Consider the following 16,897-nt stretch of genomic DNA (forward strand, 5'->3'; position numbering starts at 1 on the left):
CGCCGACCCGGTCCACCGGTTCGAGGTTCACGTCACAAGGGAGTGGCTATGACACCACCGTTTCAGCTGACAAGACGTCAGCTCCTCGCGGGGGCGGCGACCTTCGCCGGCGCCGCGGCACTCACCGCCTGCACGCCGGCGAGCACGATCGGCGGCCCGACCACCCTGCAGTTCTGGCATCTGCTCAGCGGCGGCGACGGCGTCACGATGTCGGGCCTCATCGACGAGGCCAACGCGTCGCAGAGCGACTACGCCGTGCGCCCCACGGTGCTGGCCTGGGGCAGCCCGTACTACACGAAGCTCGCGATGGCCGGCACGGGCGGCCGCGCCCCCGATGTGGCGGTCATGCATGCCACGCGCGTGGAGGGCTACGCGCCCGGCGGCCTGCTCGATCCCTGGGACCTCGACAGGCTCGCCGCGCTCGGCGTGGACGAGACGACGTTCCCCGCGCCCATCTGGGAGAAGGGCATCACGGGCGGCGAGGTGTACAGCGTCGCTCTCGACGCGCACCCGTTCATCCTCATGTACAACACCGACGTGTGCGACGCCGCGGGCGTGCTCTCCAGCGACGGCCGCCTCGCGCCGGTCGACTCGCCCGAGGCGTTCCTCGAGATGCTGCGGGCCGTCGCCGGATCCGCCGAGGAGCACGGCCTGTCGTACGGCTACCTCGGCGACGGCGCGCAGATGTGGCGGCTCTTCTACACGCTGTACACCCAGCACGGCGCCGCCATGACGCTGCCCGAGGGCGGCCCCGCCCAGTTCGACGACGACATCGCCGTCGAGTCGCTCACGCTCATGCAGAGCCTGCTCGACGGCGAGATCGCCGCCCCGCAGAACGACTACGCCTCGGCCATCGCCGAGTTCGCCACGGGCCGCAGCGGCATGCTGCTCACCGGCGTGTGGGAGCTGCGCACCATGCAGGAGGCGGGCATCCCCTTCGACGCGGCGATGATCCCCACGCTCTACGGCACGCCCTCCGTCTACGCCGACTCGCACTCCTTCGTGCTGCCGCATCAGAGCAACCCCGACCCCGCCAAGCGGGAGCTGACCTACCAGTTCGTCGCGGATCTGCTGAAGGGATCGTTCGACTGGGCCGGCGCCGGTCACATCCCGGCGTATCTGCCCATCACCGAGAGCCCCGAGTACGCCGACCTCGTGCCGCAGGCGCACTACGCCGAGGCGGCCGAGCACGTCACGTACGACCCGCCCGCGTGGTTCACCGGGTCGGGCTCCAACTTCCAGGGCGACTTCGGCCAGGCCGTGCAGAACGTGCTGCTCGGCGGGGCCGATCCGGCCGCCGCGATCGCCTCGTTCCGCGCCCGCGTCGACGAGCAGCTGGCCATGCCGAACCCGGCCGATCCCGAGGGGACGTGGCAGTCATGAGCACCACCACCGTGGCCCCGTCCACGCACACGATCGTCACCGGCGTGAAGCAGGGCCGCTTCTCGCACGCCGGCGACCGCCGCGAGCAGCTCGTGGGCTGGGCGTTCCTGACGCCGTTCCTCATCGCGTTCGCGCTGTTCCTCGTGTGGCCGATCCTGCACGGGATCTACCTGAGCTTCACGAACCAGTCGCTCACCGGCGCCGGCGGCGACCCCGTCGGCTTCGCGAACTACGCCGAGGCCCTCACCGACCCGGTCATGTGGCAGTCGCTGGGCAACACCGTGTGGTTCACCGTCCTGTCGACGGTGCCGCTCGTGCTCATCGCGCTCATCATGGCGGTGCTCGTCGACCAGGGCCTGCCCGGCCAGTGGCTGTGGCGGCTGTCGTTCTTCATGCCGTTCCTGCTGGCCTCCACCGTGATCTCGCAGATCTGGGTGTGGATCTTCAACCCGCAGATCGGCGCGGCCAACGCGCTGCTGGAGTCGATCGGCATGGAGCCGCTCGCGTGGCTGCAGGATCCGCGCACGAACATGCTCGCGATCGTCATCGCGACCGTGTGGTGGACGGTGGGATTCAACTTCCTGCTCTACCTCGCGGCCCTGCAGAACATCCCCGCCCAGCAGTATGAGGCGGCGTCGATCGACGGCGCCGGCAAGTGGCGGCAGCTGTTCTCCATCACGCTGCCGCAGCTGGGGCCGGCGACGGTGCTCATCGTGCTGCTGCAGATCCTCGCGTCGCTGAAGCTGTTCGACCAGGCGTACCAGATGCTCGGCGGCGTCTCGAGCGACACCACCCGCTCGATCGTGCAGTACATCTACGAGGCCGGCTTCGTCGGCTACCGGTTCGGCTACTCGGCCGCCATCTCCTACGTGTTCTTCGCGCTCATCGTCATCGTCGGGCTCATCCAGCTCGGGATCGTCGGGCGCAGGAGGGAATCGCGATGACCACCGCCACCGCCACGGAGACCCTCGTCGCGCCGCCGCTGGGCGACCGCGTGCGCCACCGCAAGCCGGGCGAGCGCCCGTTCGGCGTCGCGCGGATCCTCGCCTTCGTCGTGCTGCTGCTGCTGGCGATCAGCTGGCTGCTGCCGTTCCTGTGGGCCGTCGCGACGGCGTTCAAGACCGAGACGGATGCCGCGGGCGCGGCAACCTGGATCGGCGAGAGCGGACCGACGACCGCCGCGTTCGAGGCGATCCTCTCGCAGGGCAACGTCTACATCTGGGCGTTCAACAGCCTGTGGACCTCGGCCGCCGTCACCCTCATCACCGTCGCGATCTCGGCGCTGGCGGCCTACGCGTTCTCGCGGCTGTCGTTCCGCGGGCGCCGCTGGCTCTACGTCGTCGTCATCGCGCCGATCGTCGTGCCGCCCCAGGTGCTGATCATCCCGCTGTTCTACGAGATGCTCGCGTTCAACATGATCGACACGCACTGGGGCCTCATCCTGCCCCAGGTGGTGGCACCGGCCATGGTGTTCATCCTCAAGCAGTTCTTCGACGCCGTGCCGATCGAGCTCGAGGACGCCGCGCGCGTGGACGGCGCGAGCCGGCTGCGGGTGTTCTGGTCGATCGTGCTGCCGCTGTCGCGGCCCATCCTGGGCGCCGTGTCGATCTTCGTGTTCATCGGGGCGTGGAACAACTTCCTGTGGCCGTTCCTCGTCATCAACGACACCACGCTCATGACGCTGCCCGTCGGGCTGCAGACCGTCATCAGCGCCTACGGTGTGCAGTACGCGCAGGTCATGGCCCAGGCCGTGCTCGCCGCGCTGCCGCTCATCGTCGTCTTCCTCTTCTTCCAGCGCCAGATCGTCAAGGGCGTCGCGACCACCGGCTTCGGCGGCCAGTAGACCCCCACCTCAGAACAGGAGAATCATGACCCACGCCCGCATCACCATCGACCGCGACTTCACGATCGCCGACGTGCCCCGCCGCCTGTTCGGCTCGTTCGTCGAGCACATGGGGCGCTGCGTGTACACCGGCATCTTCGAGCCGGGGCACCCGCAGGCGGACGAGCGGGGCTTCCGCCGCGACGTGCTGGAGCTCGTGCGCGAGCTCGGCCCCACGGTCGTGCGGTACCCGGGCGGCAACTTCGTCTCGGGCTACCTTTGGGAGGACGGCGTCGGCCCGGTCGAGGAGCGGCCGCGGCGCCTCGACGGCGCGTGGCACACGATCGAGACGAACGCGTTCGGCCTGCACGAGTTCGTCGACTGGTCGAAGGAGGCCGGCGTCGAGGTGATGGAGGCCGTGAACCTCGGCACGCGCGGCGTCGAGGAGGCCCGCGCGCTCGTGGAGTACGCCAACCACCCGGGCGGCACGCGCTGGTCCGACATGCGCCGCCGCAACGGCGCCGAGCAGCCGTTCGACATCCGGCTGTGGTGCCTGGGCAACGAGCTCGACGGCCCGTGGCAGATCGGCCACAAGACGGCCGACGAGTACGGGCGCCTGGCGCAGGAGACGGCGAAGGCGATGCGCTTCGTCGATCCGACCATCGAGCTCGTGGCGGTGGGTTCGTCGGGCCGCGGCATGCCGACGTTCGGATCGTGGGAGCACACGGTGCTCACGCACACGTACGACGAGGTCGACTACATCTCGATGCACGCGTACTACCAGGAGGAGAACGGCGACGCCGCCTCGTTCCTGGCCGAGGCGGTCGACATGGACGCGTTCATCGACGGCGTCGTCGCGACGATCGACGCCGTGAAGGCGGCCGGCAAGCACCGCAAGCAGGTGAACATCTCGTTCGACGAGTGGAACGTCTGGTACCAGCGCGGCCTCGACACCGACGACCAGCCGCACAAGGTCGCCGCCGGGTGGCGCGAGCACCCGCGGCTCATCGAGGACACCTACTCGGTGACCGACGCCGTCGTCGTCGGCACGTTCCTGCACAGCCTGCTGCGCCACGGCGACCGCGTGAAGATCGCCAATCAGGCCCAGCTGGTCAACGTCATCGCGCCGATCCGCTCCGAGGAGGGCGGTCCCGCGTGGCGGCAGTCGATCTTCTGGCCCTTCGCGCGCATCGCGCAGGCCGCGCGCGGGCGCATCCTGCGCCTCGCCGTGGACTCCTCGCAGGTGCCGACGCCCAAGTTCGGCGACGTCGACGCCGTCGACGCGGCCGCCACGTGGGACGAGGAGAACGGGCGGATCGCGCTGTTCCTGGCCAACCGGGCGCTGGACGACGCCGCGAGCGTGACCGTCGACCTGCGCGGCCTGTCGGCCGGGCAGCTGCGCTCGGCCGAGGTGCTCACGGTGCCCGAGGGCGGCGACCGCCACGCGAAGAACACCGAGACCGAGCAGGACAACGTGGGCCTCGTGCCGCTGCGCGAGGTGGGCGTGGAGGACGGCGCGCTGCGCGCCACCCTGCCGCCGCTGTCGTGGGCGGTCGTCGAGTTCGACGTCGCCCGCGCCTGACCCGGACTCCGCGCGCCGCGGGAGGGGGCGCGGCGCGCGGGCCGGCCCGATCGGTTGCTGAACGGAGCGTCCGGAGGGCGCGGAGATGAAGCGACCGCCGCAACCCGCGTCGTCCCGGCTCAGACCGACACGGGCACCCCGGCGAGCGTGTGCAGCTCGCGCCAGATGTCCGCGGCGGCGGGCGACGCCGCCGTGCGCGGATCGGGCGTGATCGACACCGGCCGTCCGCGCATCGCCCGCTCGGGTGCGTAGTACTCGAGTTTGGCGGCGGATCGCGAGACGAGCACGACCTCCGCCCCCGCGGCGGCGAGCTGCTCGGCCGCGAAGTAGCCGATGCCGCCCGTCGCGCCGGTCTCACGCAGCTGCTGGCGAACGCCGCCCGCGCCGGCGCGGTGCGCCCCGAGATCACCGTCGACCACGTGCAGCGCCTGGTCTGCGGCGCCGAGCACGCCGTGCGACTCGGCGACGGCGGCGACCGCGACCTGCTGCTCTCGGTCGTCCTCGCCGGCCTGCGCCCCTGATCACTCGGGCGAGGCGGCCTCGCCCGTGAGCCCGCGCGCGGCGGCCTCGACGATCGCGGGGATCTCGTCGGCCGCCTCGACCCGGACCGGGCGCTCGTCGTCGCCGGGCTCCTCGAGGGCGGCCAGCTGCGAGTCGAGCAGGGCCGCGGGCATGAAGTGGCCTCGACGGCCGGTCACGCGGGCGGCGAGCAGCTCGCGGTCGCCGCGCAGATAGACGAAGCGGGTGCCGGGGGCAGACGCGCGCAGCCGGTCGCGGTAGGAGCGCTTCAGCGCCGAGCAGGCCACGACGACCGATCCGCGCGCCAGCACCTCGCCGATCCGGTCCAGCCAGTCGGCGCGATCCTCGTCCGCGAGCGGGATGCCCGCCTCCATCTTGCGGACGTTGCGCGCGGGGTGCAGCTCGTCGCCGTCGACGAACTCGACGCCCAGCCGCGCGGCGAGCGCGGCTCCGACCGTCGACTTGCCGGCGCCGGAGACGCCCATCACGACCACGGGAGCGTCGGCGACCATCCCCCCACGCTACCGACGGCACGACGCGCGGGCGACCTCTGCGCGGGCTCGAACGCGGCGGCGTGATAGGTCTGATGCAGAACCCCCGCCGCCGACGCCGGAAAGCGAGACCCATGCCGTTCTTCGATCTGCCCCTCGACCTGCTGCGCGAGCACCGCATCGCCCAGGAGTCGCCGTCCGATCTCGAGGACTTCTGGCGCACCACGGTCTCGGCGTCGCGCGCGAAGACGTGGGAGCCGCGCGTCGAGCCGGTCGACACGGGGCTCGAGCTCGTGGAGACGAGCGACGTCACGTTCGCGGGCTATGACGGCGACCCGATCCGCGCGTGGTGGCACGTCCCCGCCGGTCGGGCGCCGCGCGGCGTCGTCGTGCAGTTCCAGGGCTACAACGGGGGCCGCGGGCTCGCGCACCAGCAGCACGAGTGGCCGCTCGCCGGCTACGCGCATCTCTTCGTCGACTCCCGCGGCCAGGGCAACGGGGCGTGGTCCCCCGGGCACACGGCCGATCCGCACGGCAGCGGCGGCGCCGCGGTGGCGGGCCAGATGACCCGCGGGATCGAGGATCCGGAGACCTACTACTACCGCCGGCTGTACACCGACGCGGCGCTCGCGATCGATGTCGCGCGCGAGCTCGTCGGCGCGGACCTGCCCGTCTTCGTGACGGGCGGCAGCCAGGGCGGCGGCCTCACGATCGCCGCGGTGGCGCTGCACGAGCTCTCCGGCGGCGCCGTCGCCGGAGCGATGCCGGACGTGCCGTTCCTGTGCGACTTCCCGCGCGCCACCTCCCTCGTCGACACGAACCCGTACCGCGAGATCGTGACGTACCTCGCGGCGTTCCGAGACCGGGTGGAGCCGGCGCATCGCACGCTGTCGTACTTCGACGGCGCGCACCTCGCCGCCCTCGCCACCGCACCCGCGCTGTTCTCCGTGGCCCTCATGGATCCGATCTGCCCGCCCTCGACCGTGTTCGCCGCCTACAACGCGTGGGCGTCCGACGACAAGGCGATCGAGATCTACCCCTACAACGGGCACGAGGGCGGCGGCCCGTACCAGCGCGCCGCCCAGCTGGCGTGGCTGCGCGAGCGGGTCACCGTGCCCGCCCGGGCCTGACGCCGACCGTCGGGCCCGGCCCGCTCAGGCCTGCGAGTGGGAGATCCGCACCGCCGCGGCCCAGGGCTCGACCCAGTCGGGCAGGCTCAGATGGCCCGGGTCTCCCCCGGCGGCCTCGAGCAGCTCGGGCGGCTCGACGGTGCCGCCCGCCTTGCGAAGGAAGCGCGCCTGCACCACGGCGCGGGCGATCACCTTGCCGCCGCGGTGGAACTCCTGCTCCATGTAGACGTGGCGCTCGTCGAACCCGAGCACGCGCGTGACCAGCTCGAACCGCTGCCACAGCGTGAGCGAGCGCTTGTAGCTGATCGTCTGCGCCGTCACCACGGGGTACCAGCCGCGGCGGGTCACCTCGGCCCAGAACCCCGAGCGGAAGAGCAGATCGGTGCGGCCCAGGTCGAGCAGCGCCAGGTAGCGGGCGTTGTTCATGTGCAGCAGCGGATCGAGATCCGTCGGCAGCACACGGAACGTCGTGCGCCCCTCGCCCCACAGCGACACCCGCGGCGCGCGGCGGCTGCGCAGCCACAGCAGGAACAGCCGGAAGTACAGGTTCACGGCATCGAGTGAACCAGCCCTGCCGCACGCCCCGAAGGCCTTTGTGGACCGCCTCCAAAACGCGGCGACTGCCGGGCGGTCACGCCCCGAGGGCGCGGAGGATGTCGTCGCCGTAGCGCAGGCGCTCGAGCACGGCGCGCTCGTCCTCGCGGGAGGACTCGCACACGAAGAGGCGATCCCCGTCGGACGCAACGAAGAACTCCTCCGGTGTGCGGCGCTCGAGCAGCGGGCGCAGGACGGGCGGCGGCGCCTCGACCCAGGACGGGTCGATCCACAGCACCGCGCGGGTGCCCCAGGGGCGCGCGATCTTCGTCATGCCCGCGGCGGCCTCGAGCGGGGCGTCAGGCATGGATCCCCCTCCGTCGGCCGTCGCGCGCCTCGATCATCCCAGACCGCCCGGCGCCTGCCCGCGCCCGGCCGGTGTCCATCCGGCGCCGCATAATCTGGGGGCATGGTCGCCAAGATCCTGCTCTACTACGTGTTCACGCCCCTCGCCGATCCCGAGGCGGTGCGGCTGTGGCAGCGCGACCTGTGCGAGCTGCTGGGTCTGCGCGGGCGGATCCTGATCTCCGAGCACGGGATGAACGGCACGCTCGGCGGCGACATGGCGGCGCTGAAGACCTACGTGCGCAAGACCAAGCAGTATGCGGCGTTCAAGGGGATCGACTTCAAGTGGTCTCCGGGCACGGGGCTCGACGAGGAGGGCCGGAGCCTGGACTTCCCGCGCCTGTCGGTGAAGGTGCGCGACGAGATCGTGTCGTTCGGCGCGCCCGAGGAGCTACGGGTGGACGAGAACGGCGTGGTCGGCGGCGGCACGCACCTGGGGCCGGGCGAGCTGCACAAGCTCGTCGCCTTGCGCGACGACGTCGTGTTCTTCGACGGGCGCAACGCGTTCGAGGCCGAGATCGGCCGGTTCAAGGGTGCGATCGTGCCCGACGTCGAGACGACGCGCGACTTCGTGGCCGAGCTCGAGTCGGGCCGCTACGACCACCTCAAGGACAAGCCGGTGGTCACGTACTGCACCGGCGGCATCCGCTGCGAGGTGCTCTCGGGCCTCATGCGCTCGCGCGGCTTCGAGGAGGTGTACCAGCTGGACGGCGGGATCGTGCGCTACGGCGAGACCTTCGGCAACACCGGGCTGTGGGAGGGCTCGCTGTACGTGTTCGACGGCCGCGAGACGATGACCTTCGGCGACGACGCCGCCGTGATCGGCCGGTGCGCGTCGTGCGGCGCACCCGAGGACCGGATGGTCAACTGCGCCGACGACGCGTGCCGCTCGCGCGTGGTGCTGTGCGCGTCGTGCGGCGACGCGGCGGCCTGCGGGAGGCACGCCGAGGCCGCAGCGGCCTGACCCGGCGGGATCAGCGGGCGAGGAGGGCCTCGACCTCGGCGGCGGTGGGGACCGCGGCCTGCGCGCCCACGCGCGTGACGGCGATGGCCGAGGCCGCCGCGCCCGCGCGCGCCGCCTCGGCGAGCGCGTCGAGCGAGAGCGGGCCGCGGCCCAGGCGCGCCGCGAGCACGCCGCAGAACGTGTCGCCGGCGCCGGTCGTGTCGACGGGGTCGACGCGGAACGCGGGCACCGTCGCCCGCTCGGATCCGAGGACCACGATGGATCCGGATGCGCCGAGGGTCACCACGAGCGCCGGCACGCGGGACGCGAGCGCCTCGATCGCCGCCTCGCGATCCGCCGTGCCCGCGATGTCGGTCAGCTCGTGCTCGTTGACGATGAGCACGTCCACGAGCGGCAGCACCCGCGCCGCCGTCTCGGCGTCTGCGAGCGGCGCGGAGGGGGCGGCGTTGAGCACGAACAGCGCGCCCTCGGAGCGCGCCTCGGCCGCCGCCACCACGAGCGGCACGGGGATCTCGAGCTGGGCGGCCACGACGTCGGCCGCCGCGACGAGCTCGCGCTGGTGCGCCTCGAGCCCCTGCAGGGCGCCGTTGGCCCCCGGCACGACGATGATCGCGTTCTCGGCGTCGTCGGCCACCGCGATGAGCGCCACCCCGGTCTGCTCGGGCGAGAGCGACAGCCCCGACACGTCGATGCCGTCGGCCTCGAGCAGCGCCCGCAGCTGCGCGCCGTCGGCGTCGTCGCCGATCGCGCCGATGAACGCCGCGGGCGCCCCACCCGCCCGCGCCGCCGCGACGACCTGATTCGCGCCCTTGCCGCCGCCGCCCCGCGACGAGCTCGACGCGAGCAGCGTCTCGCCCGGGCCGGGGATGCGCGGCACGCGCGCGACGACGTCCATGTTGATGCTGCCGACGACGGCGACGCTCATCGGTTCTCCCTCCGCTCCCCCGCGATGTCATCCATCCTCTCCCGCTCGCGGTGCGCGGCGATGTCGTCGAGGATGCGCAGCGCACCCGTGTCGGCGGCGAGCTCGGCGGGCCGGCGCGGGCGGTAGACCACGAGCGAGTGGAAGACGAAGCGCGCGAGGAACGCGACGGCGAGCGTGATGGCCGTGGCGAGCACGCTCGAGATGTGCCACGTCTCGACCATGAGGGCCATGACGGGGATGCGGATGGCGGCCTCGACGTTGTTGAACGTGAACGAGGTGGCGAAGCGCCGCCCGAACCCGGCGGCCTGATCGCGCATGTCGGCGAAGACGAAGCGCTCCTGCAGCAGGAAGTTCGCCACGATCGTGATCTCCGCCGCCGCGATCGCCGCCCACAGGTAGTCGACCCCGAGCGCCGTGAGCGCCCACACGATCCCGATGTTCGCGACGGCGCCGGCCGCGCCGATGAGCGCGAAGATCGACATCTTGCCGAACCGCAGCCGGCCCAGGTGCGCCAGGAATGCGCCGCCCTGCCGCAGCGTCGCCTTCGAGATCCCGTCGCGGCGGCGGTCGAAGCGCAGCGGCAGCTCCGCCGTGCGGTGGTCGCCGCGGGCCAGGATCTCGAGCAGGATCTTGAAGCCGTTGGGGCGCAGCGCGGCCAGATCGACGCGGCGGCGGTCGACCAGGAAGAAGCCGGTCATGGGGTCGCTCACACCGTGCAGCCGCACGGGGAACATCGCCTTCGTCACGGCCGTGGACACGCGCGACACGGCCGCGCGCAGCCGCGTGCCCAGCCCCTCGCCGTCGCCGCCGCGCATGTACCGCGACGCGAGCACGACGTCGACGCCGCCGCGCTCGTACCGCTCCAGCAGCTCCGGCAGCAGCGCGGGCGGGTGCTGCAGGTCGCCGTCCATCACGATGCACACGTCGGCGCCCGCGAGGGCGAGCCCGCGCGCCACGGCTCCGCCCAGCCCGCCCGTGCGCTCTCCGTGCGGCCGGTGCATCACGCGCACGGGCAGGGGCGCGGATGCCGCCACGCGCGCGATCTCGCTCGGGGTGTCGTCGTCGCTGTCGTCGACGAACAGGATCTCCGCGCCGCGGCCGGCGAGGGCGGCCGCGATCTGCGCGACGAGTGGCGCGACGTTCGGACTCTCGTCGCGCGTGGGGACGATGACCGTCACCTCGGGAGCGGGGCGCACCTCCCTATCGTTCCATGCGCCGCTGTGACCGCGTGCACCGTCCCGAGCCGGCCGCCCGCGGCGGACGTAACCTGGATGTATGACGACTTCGCAGGAGATCCGCATGTTCGGCGCCGAGTGGTGCCGCGACTGCCGCCGCACCAAGGCGCAGCTCGACGAGCTGGGCGTTGCCTACCAGTACATCGATCTCGAGGCCGAGCCCGCGGCCGCCGACGTGGCCAAGGAGATCTCCGGCCGCACCAACATCCCGGTGGTCGTGTACCCCGACTCGAGCCACCACGTCGAGCCCAGCAACGCCGACGTCGAGGCGAAGCTGCGCGAGCTCAACCTGATCTGACACTCGAGCCTGGCGGATCCGCGGCTCGCGGACTCCTTCTCACCCGGCCGGAACCGGCACAATAGAGGGGACGAAGGAGGATCGCGTGGTCGACACGATCGATGCGGAGACGAGCCCGCTGCATCTTCCGCACGCCGCGGCCGAGTGCCCGAAGTGCTTCATCGAGCTGCAGCGCGATCGCGGCTGGTGGCAGGCGCGCCCCGAGGGTGCGCGGCTGGTCGGCCTCGTCGTCGCGCGCGAGGACATGCCGCCCGTCGTGCAGCAGCGCGAGGACCTGGCGCGCTTCGGCGTGCCGATCGAGGGCTTCCGCCACCCGGCGCCCGACATCCTGGAGACCTGGGAGCAGCGCCTGAGGCGCCTGTTCGACACGCTGCGGCCCGGGGACGTGCTCGTCGTGGCGGGCATCCGCGCGCTCGGGCGCGATGCGGCGGAGGGCGCGCGCACGGTCGCGGCGCTCGGCCGCAAGGGCATCGTCGTGAAGGTGCTCAGCCACGGCGCGCGGCACCTGCACGACGCCACGGCCTGATCGGCCGGCTCAGCGCGAGACGGCCTCGCGGGGGCGGGTGTCCTCGTCGATGTCGTGATCGCGCGAGGAGGCGACCGCGACCGCGTCGACGACCACGGCCGTGATGTTGTCGCGGCCCCCTTTGAGCAGGGCCTCGCGCACGAGGCGGTCCGCCGCCGTCTGCGGCAGCACCTCGAGGCGCAGGATCGTGGCGATCCGCTCGGCGGTCAGCTCGTTCGACATGCCGTCGGAGCACACGAGCATCCGGTCGCCGCGCGCCGCCGGCAGCATCCAGAAATCGGCCTGCGCGTGGCTGCCGGCCCCCATCGCGCGCGTGATGACGTTGCGGCGTCGGTCGTGCGCCGCCTCCTCGGCCGTGATCTCGCCGGCGTCGAGCAGCTCCTGCACGAGGGAGTGATCCACGCTGATCTGCTCGAGCTCGCCACGGCGCATGCGGTACACGCGCGAGTCGCCGAGGTTGATCGCGAGCCAGTACCCGATGCCGTCGACGTGGGTCACGATCAGGCCGGCGAACGTCGTGCCCGCGCCGCGCTCGCGCGCCGCCGAGAGGCCGTCGACGCTGCGCCGCGCGCGGTCGAAGGCGTCGCGCGCCTCGCTCACCGACACGCTCGGCCGCCCCACGAACGGCGCGAACGCCTCGAGCGCCGCCGCCGAGGCGAGCTCGCCGCCCTCGTGCCCGCCCATCCCGTCGGCGACGAGGAACACGGGCGCCTCGGCGAGGTGGGCGTCCTCGTTCAGCGTGCGGCGCGCCCCCACGTCGGTGGCGGCGCCGCTCTCGACGACGATCGGGGCCGTCACGCGAGCGCCTCGAAGGTGACGACCCGGTCTCCCATCTCCAGGGCGTCGCCGGGCTCGAGTGGCGTGCGCAGGCCGGGGGTGACCTCGACCCGATCGCCGTGACGCACGATCACGACGCCGTTGGTCGAATGCATGTCGGTCAGCCAGGCGCCGGTCGGATCGACGTCGATCGCGAAGTGCGTCTTCGACAGCGACAGGGTGGTGTCGCGCACCGCGACGACCTCGGCGTCCTCGACGGGCGGGGGGTTGCGGCCGAACACCGTGCGGGAGGTCACCACGTGGCGGATGTCGTCGTCCCACACGAACACGGCGCGCTTGATCGCGCCGGGGCGGTGACGCTGCACGATCACGGTGTCGTCGACGAAGTCGTCGGAGGCCGGCGGCGGCACGGGCTCCCGACGCTGCGGGGCGGCCTCGCGCGGCTCGGGCGCGGCCACCGGCACGCCGGGCACCGACGAGATGAGCGACGCCCCCGGCTGCGCGGCGGGTGCCGCCGCGGGGAACGGCGGATTCGAGGCCGAGAACGCCGACGGCTCGGGGATGGCCGTGGCCGAGGCGTCGGCGACCGGATCGGCGGGGCGAGGCGGCACGGCCGGCGGCGGCGCGTAGGCGGCCGGCGGCGGCGCGTACGGGTCGGCCTCCGCGGCGGACGGGTCCATCGTCACGGCCGCCGTGGCGACGGGATCGACCGGGCCGGCGTACGGGTCGGCGGGGGCCGCGTACGGATCGGCCGCGCCGCCGTAGGGGTTCGCCGGCGCCCCGTAGGGGTCGTGGGCAGGAGCGGCCGGCGCCTCCGGCGCGTAGCCGGCGTGCGGCGCGCCGTACGGTTCGCCGGCCGATGAGGGCGCGGCGCCGTAGGTCTCGCCCTGGTACGCCCCGTACGCGTCGAGCGGGGATCCGTACGGATCCTGCTCCGCCGGGCGGGCGTCGACGACCATGGCGCCGGCGGCCTTGTCGTGCCACCCCTGGCGGCGCCCCGACTTGTCGAACAGGATCGAGAAGTAGCCGAGCAGGAGGATCGCGCCGGTGGCGCCGAGCACGATGTTGCGCAGCAGCGCCCTGCCGAACCCCAGCGGCGCGCCGGTGTCGGCCTGCACGATCCGGATCTTCTGCGCCCGCGCGCCGATCGATCCGGATCCGCCCTGCATGCCGGTGTAGACGAGGAACCAGGCGAGCACCGCCGCGTACATCACGAGCAGCGCGATCATGCCTGCGGCCATGTCGACCGTGAGGGTGAGCACGACCGCCAGCGCGCCGAACACCACGGCGATGCCGCCGGCGATGAGCGAGTCGATGAGGAACGCGACCACGCGCCGGCCCGGCTCGGCGGGCAGGCCGACGCCGTACGCCGGGCGGGCGTAGGGATCGGCCGGCGGGTACGAGGGATCGGGCGGCGGGTACGCGGAGGCGCCCTGCGCGTACTCGGGGGCGCCGCCGTAGGGGTTCGCGGGCGCGCCGCCGTAGGCGTGCTCCGCGGGCGCGGCCGGGTGGGCGGGCGCGGGCGCCGCGTACTCGGCCGGGGCCGGCGGGTAGCCGGGGGACGCGGCGAACGGATCCGCGGGGGCGGACGGGTACCCGGGGGCGGCGTACGGATCGGCGACCGGCTGGCCGTAGCTGTCCGCTCCCGGGAACTGCTGCTGTCCCGGGTAAGCGTGCTGCCCGTACGGATCCGGCAGGTGGCCGGGGTACTGGGGCGTGCTCATCTCACCCATCCTTCCCTGCATCGCCGCGCCGCTCGCGAGCGCGCGCGGGAGCGTCACAGATGATCATGTCAGCACACGCACCGCGGATGCGACGAATCCGCGACATCGCGCCCACGCGAGTCGCGGATCCGTCCGGCCCGAAACCTCATCGCCGCGGCGGCTTCGGCTCCTTCTTCGGCGCCTTCCCCGAGGCCTGCAGCGTGGCGTAGTGCTGCGCGGCCTCGTCCTGGCGCGCCTGCTCGGCGCCCGACGCGATGGGCGCGCGCACGTGCTCCGGCTCGTACCCGAACGCGTCGACGAGGTCCTGCGCGTGCGGGCGCAGCCGCGCGCAGAGCCGATCGATGTAGCGCGAGACGGCCGCGGCGCGCTGCGTCGAGAGCCGGCCGTGGATGAGGTGCCACGACAGGTGCTTCTCGATCAGCCCGAGGCCGAACAGGTCGCGCACCCACGTGAGCACCTGCTTCGTGCCCGCGTCGTCGATGCGCTCGAGCGCGTCGGTGAACGCCTCCCACTGCAGCAGCTCGGCGTGGGCGCGCGCGGCCTCGAGCAGCTCGTTCTGGTTCTCGTTGAACAGCGCGGCGCCGTCGGCGGCCGACATCTTGGACGCCGGGCGCAGGCGGGCGGCGACGTCGGCCACCATCGTCTGCACGCGGTCGGCGAGCAGCTGGTGCTGGTCCTTGCCCCGCAGCCCGAGCTCCACGGACCGGGCCGTGGAGCCGAGGTCGGCCACGGCCTGGCCGAGGCGGCGCAGGCCGGCGCCGTGGAACACGCGACCGGCGGTCTGGCCGGCGACCATCGCCGCGAGCTCCGCCGGCTGCTTGCCCTTGAACTGCTTGGCGTAGTCGCCGAGCAGGCGCTTGCCCACCAGCTGCAGCAGCACGTTGTTGTCGCCCTCGAAGGTCACGTAGACGTCGAGGTCGCTGCGCAGCCCGACGATGCGGTTCTCGGCGAGGAATCCCGATCCGCCGCACGCCTCGCGGCACTCCTGCAGCGCGTCGAGCGCGTGCCACGTCGACAGCGCCTTCAGACCCGCCGCGAGCGTCTCGAGGTCCTGGCGGCTCTCGTCGGTGTCGTTCGCGCCGCTGAAGACCGCGTCGAACTTCTGCAGCAGCTCGTCGTGCGCGAACGCCTGGGCGTAGGTGGTCGCCAGCAGGGGCAGCAGCCGCCGCTGGTGACGCCCGTAGTCGAGCAGCACGGTCTCGCCCGCGCCGTTGTCGAACTGGCGGCGCTGGTTGCCGTACGTCACGGCGATGTAGAGGCCGAGCGCCGAGCCCCACGTGGCGGCGCCGTCGAGCGAGACGCGGCCCTGCACGAGCGCGCCGAGCATCGTGAAGAAGCGGCGGCCGGGGCTGGGGATCGGGCTCGAGTAGGTGCCGTCGGGCGCGACGTCGCCGTAGCGGTTGAGCAGGTGATCGCGCGGGATGCGCACGTTGTCGAAATGCAGGCGGCCGTTGTCGACCCCGTTCAGGCCGCCCTTGGGGCCGTCGTCCTCGCCGCCCACGCCGGGCAGGAACGCGCCGTCCTCGTCGCGGATCGGCACGAAGAAGCAGTGCACGCCGTAGTTGACGCCGTTCGAGATGAGCTGCGCGAAGACGGTGGCCGCCCTGGCGTGCAGCGCGGCGTTGCCGAGGTAGTCCTTCCACGCGCCGCGGAACGGCGTGTGGATGACGAACTCCTCGGTCTCCGGGTCGTACGTCGCGGTCGTGCCGATCGCCTGCACGTCCGATCCGTGCCCGGTCTCGGTCATGGCGAAGGCGCCGGGCAGCCGCATCTCGCCGGCGTCGCGCAGCCAGCGATCGTGGTGGGTCTTGGTGCCCAGCTGCAGGATGGCCGAGGCGAACAGGCCCCACTGCACGCCCGACTTGATCTGCAGGCTGGGGTCCGCGGCCACGAGCTCCTGGAAGCCGGCGAGGTTGCCGCCCTGGTTCTCGAGGCCGCCGTACTCCTTCGGGTAGGCGCGCATCGACGCGCCGTGCTGCACGAGCAGGTCGAGCTGGGCGAGCGTGCGCTCGCGGTGCTCGGCGATCGGCTGCCCCTCGATGCGCCAGAACGCGGGATCCTTGATCATCTCGCGCGCCTCGCGGCGGATGTCGGCCCACGTGCCCAGGAGGGCGTCGTTCACGAGGGAGATGTCGATGCGAGCGTCGGCGTGCTCGGCGCTCTCGACGGGACGGACCACGGTGTCGGCCATGCGGGATTACCTCTTTCGGACGCGCGCGGGACGCGCGATCGGCGGATGACACCACGTTAGGGACTCCACAGAGGCGCGTCACGATCGTTGTGCACCATCGACACCGCTCCGCCGCCCGACGGACGGCCGCGATTGTGCGCGCGGCACAGACCTCAGCTCGTGGCGTAGTCGGCGAGGAAGCGGTCCACCATCCAGTAGTCGTCCTCCGTGCGCTCGGCGCTGTCGGTGAACTCGCCGTCCTGGATCATCAGGTAGCGGTTGCCGGCCGGGGTGTCGTTCCACGTGACGTCCACGGCCTTCCAGGGTGATGTCCGCGGCCGGAAGGACACCGAACAGCAGGGGGGGGGGGGGGGGGGGGGGGGGGGGGGGGGGGGGGGGGGGGGGGGGGGGG

The 16,897-nt window shown here is 72.7% G+C and carries 19 protein-coding genes; 9 read left to right on the top strand and 10 right to left on the bottom strand.

Annotated features, from left to right (window positions below; all coding sequences use genetic code 11):
* The first annotated feature begins 48 nt into the window (after window positions 1–48).
* The 4 genes from ACODR5_RS06760 to arfA are packed head-to-tail and all read left to right on the top strand — an operon-like array spanning window position 49 to window position 4,787.
* Window positions 49–1,383 carry an extracellular solute-binding protein gene (locus ACODR5_RS06760; RefSeq protein WP_488983117.1) on the top strand — a complete coding sequence of 445 codons (1,335 nt, stop codon included), beginning with the start codon at window positions 49–51 and terminating at the stop codon, window positions 1,381–1,383.
* On the top strand, window positions 1,380–2,327 hold the full coding sequence (locus tag ACODR5_RS06765) for a carbohydrate ABC transporter permease (protein WP_449853781.1): 948 nt from the start codon (window positions 1,380–1,382) through the stop codon (window positions 2,325–2,327). The genes ACODR5_RS06760 and ACODR5_RS06765 overlap by 4 nt, the downstream gene beginning before the upstream one ends.
* On the top strand, window positions 2,324–3,226 hold the full coding sequence (locus tag ACODR5_RS06770) for a carbohydrate ABC transporter permease (protein WP_488983118.1): 903 nt from the start codon (window positions 2,324–2,326) through the stop codon (window positions 3,224–3,226). The genes ACODR5_RS06765 and ACODR5_RS06770 overlap by 4 nt, the downstream gene beginning before the upstream one ends.
* A 25-nt stretch (window positions 3,227–3,251) precedes the next feature.
* Complete coding sequence (gene arfA, locus ACODR5_RS06775) at window positions 3,252–4,787, top strand: arabinosylfuranosidase ArfA (RefSeq protein WP_488983119.1); 1,536 nt, start codon at window positions 3,252–3,254, stop codon at window positions 4,785–4,787.
* 119 nt (window positions 4,788–4,906) lie between these two features.
* Here the strand turns inward: arfA and ACODR5_RS06780 are convergent, their stop codons facing one another.
* Window positions 4,907–5,206 (bottom strand): SDR family NAD(P)-dependent oxidoreductase, encoded by a 300-nt coding sequence (locus tag ACODR5_RS06780; protein WP_488983120.1) that lies wholly within the window; start codon window positions 5,204–5,206, stop codon window positions 4,907–4,909.
* Here ACODR5_RS06780 and ACODR5_RS06785 point away from each other — a divergent pair.
* Window positions 5,180–5,308 carry a hypothetical protein gene (locus ACODR5_RS06785; RefSeq protein ID WP_488983121.1) on the top strand — a complete coding sequence of 43 codons (129 nt, stop codon included), beginning with the start codon at window positions 5,180–5,182 and terminating at the stop codon, window positions 5,306–5,308. The two genes, ACODR5_RS06780 and ACODR5_RS06785, sit on opposite strands and share 27 nt — an antisense overlap.
* Here ACODR5_RS06785 and ACODR5_RS06790 read toward each other — a convergent pair whose 3' ends face one another.
* Window positions 5,309–5,818 (bottom strand): gluconokinase, encoded by a 510-nt coding sequence (locus tag ACODR5_RS06790; RefSeq protein WP_488983122.1) that lies wholly within the window; start codon window positions 5,816–5,818, stop codon window positions 5,309–5,311.
* Window positions 5,819–5,931: 113 nt separating this feature from the next.
* Here ACODR5_RS06790 and ACODR5_RS06795 point away from each other — a divergent pair, with 113 nt between their 5' ends.
* Window positions 5,932–6,927, top strand: coding sequence for an acetylxylan esterase (locus ACODR5_RS06795; RefSeq protein ID WP_488983123.1), 996 nt, complete (start codon window positions 5,932–5,934; stop codon window positions 6,925–6,927).
* A gap of 24 nt (window positions 6,928–6,951) precedes the next feature.
* Here the strand turns inward: ACODR5_RS06795 and ACODR5_RS06800 are convergent, their stop codons facing one another.
* A complete protein-coding gene (locus ACODR5_RS06800; protein WP_488983124.1) occupies window positions 6,952–7,479 on the bottom strand; it encodes an acyl-CoA thioesterase in 528 nt (175 codons plus the stop codon).
* 79 nt (window positions 7,480–7,558) lie between these two features.
* Window positions 7,559–7,828, bottom strand: a complete 270-nt coding sequence (locus tag ACODR5_RS06805) for a hypothetical protein (protein WP_488983125.1) — start codon at window positions 7,826–7,828, stop codon at window positions 7,559–7,561.
* Between the two features lie 102 nt (window positions 7,829–7,930).
* Here ACODR5_RS06805 and trhO point away from each other — a divergent pair, with 102 nt between their 5' ends.
* Window positions 7,931–8,830, top strand: a complete 900-nt coding sequence (gene trhO, locus ACODR5_RS06810) for an oxygen-dependent tRNA uridine(34) hydroxylase TrhO (RefSeq protein ID WP_488983126.1) — start codon at window positions 7,931–7,933, stop codon at window positions 8,828–8,830.
* Between the two features lie 10 nt (window positions 8,831–8,840).
* Here the strand turns inward: trhO and ACODR5_RS06815 are convergent, their stop codons facing one another.
* Together ACODR5_RS06815 and ACODR5_RS06820 are read right to left on the bottom strand one after the other, a co-directional pair.
* Window positions 8,841–9,755 carry a ribokinase gene (locus ACODR5_RS06815; protein WP_449853791.1) on the bottom strand — a complete coding sequence of 305 codons (915 nt, stop codon included), beginning with the start codon at window positions 9,753–9,755 and terminating at the stop codon, window positions 8,841–8,843.
* The gene (locus tag ACODR5_RS06820; RefSeq protein WP_488983127.1) at window positions 9,752–10,951 is read right to left on the bottom strand and encodes a glycosyltransferase; all 1,200 of its coding nucleotides are present in this window, start codon (window positions 10,949–10,951) and stop codon (window positions 9,752–9,754) included. Before ACODR5_RS06820 ends, ACODR5_RS06815 begins: the two co-directional genes overlap by 4 nt.
* A gap of 79 nt (window positions 10,952–11,030) precedes the next feature.
* Between ACODR5_RS06820 and ACODR5_RS06825 the strand changes: the two genes are divergently transcribed.
* Both ACODR5_RS06825 and ACODR5_RS06830 read left to right on the top strand, forming a co-directional pair.
* Complete coding sequence (locus ACODR5_RS06825) at window positions 11,031–11,288, top strand: glutaredoxin family protein (RefSeq protein ID WP_449853793.1); 258 nt, start codon at window positions 11,031–11,033, stop codon at window positions 11,286–11,288.
* A gap of 85 nt (window positions 11,289–11,373) precedes the next feature.
* Window positions 11,374–11,814 carry a recombinase family protein gene (locus tag ACODR5_RS06830; protein ID WP_449853794.1) on the top strand — a complete coding sequence of 147 codons (441 nt, stop codon included), beginning with the start codon at window positions 11,374–11,376 and terminating at the stop codon, window positions 11,812–11,814.
* Window positions 11,815–11,823: 9 nt separating this feature from the next.
* Here ACODR5_RS06830 and ACODR5_RS06835 read toward each other — a convergent pair whose 3' ends face one another.
* The 4 genes from ACODR5_RS06835 to ACODR5_RS06850 form a co-directional block, all read right to left on the bottom strand.
* Complete coding sequence (locus ACODR5_RS06835) at window positions 11,824–12,612, bottom strand: PP2C family protein-serine/threonine phosphatase (RefSeq protein ID WP_488983128.1); 789 nt, start codon at window positions 12,610–12,612, stop codon at window positions 11,824–11,826.
* Window positions 12,609–14,315, bottom strand: coding sequence for an RDD family protein (locus ACODR5_RS06840; RefSeq protein WP_488983129.1), 1,707 nt, complete (start codon window positions 14,313–14,315; stop codon window positions 12,609–12,611). Before ACODR5_RS06840 ends, ACODR5_RS06835 begins: the two co-directional genes overlap by 4 nt.
* Before the next feature lie 145 nt (window positions 14,316–14,460).
* Window positions 14,461–16,506, bottom strand: coding sequence for an acyl-CoA dehydrogenase family protein (locus tag ACODR5_RS06845; protein WP_449853797.1), 2,046 nt, complete (start codon window positions 16,504–16,506; stop codon window positions 14,461–14,463).
* Between the two features lie 152 nt (window positions 16,507–16,658).
* Window positions 16,659–16,799, bottom strand: a complete 141-nt coding sequence (locus ACODR5_RS06850; RefSeq protein WP_488983130.1) for a hypothetical protein — start codon at window positions 16,797–16,799, stop codon at window positions 16,659–16,661.
* Between the last annotated feature and the right edge of the window lie 98 nt (window positions 16,800–16,897).

Source organism: Microbacterium sp. FG3 (assembly GCF_057809335.1).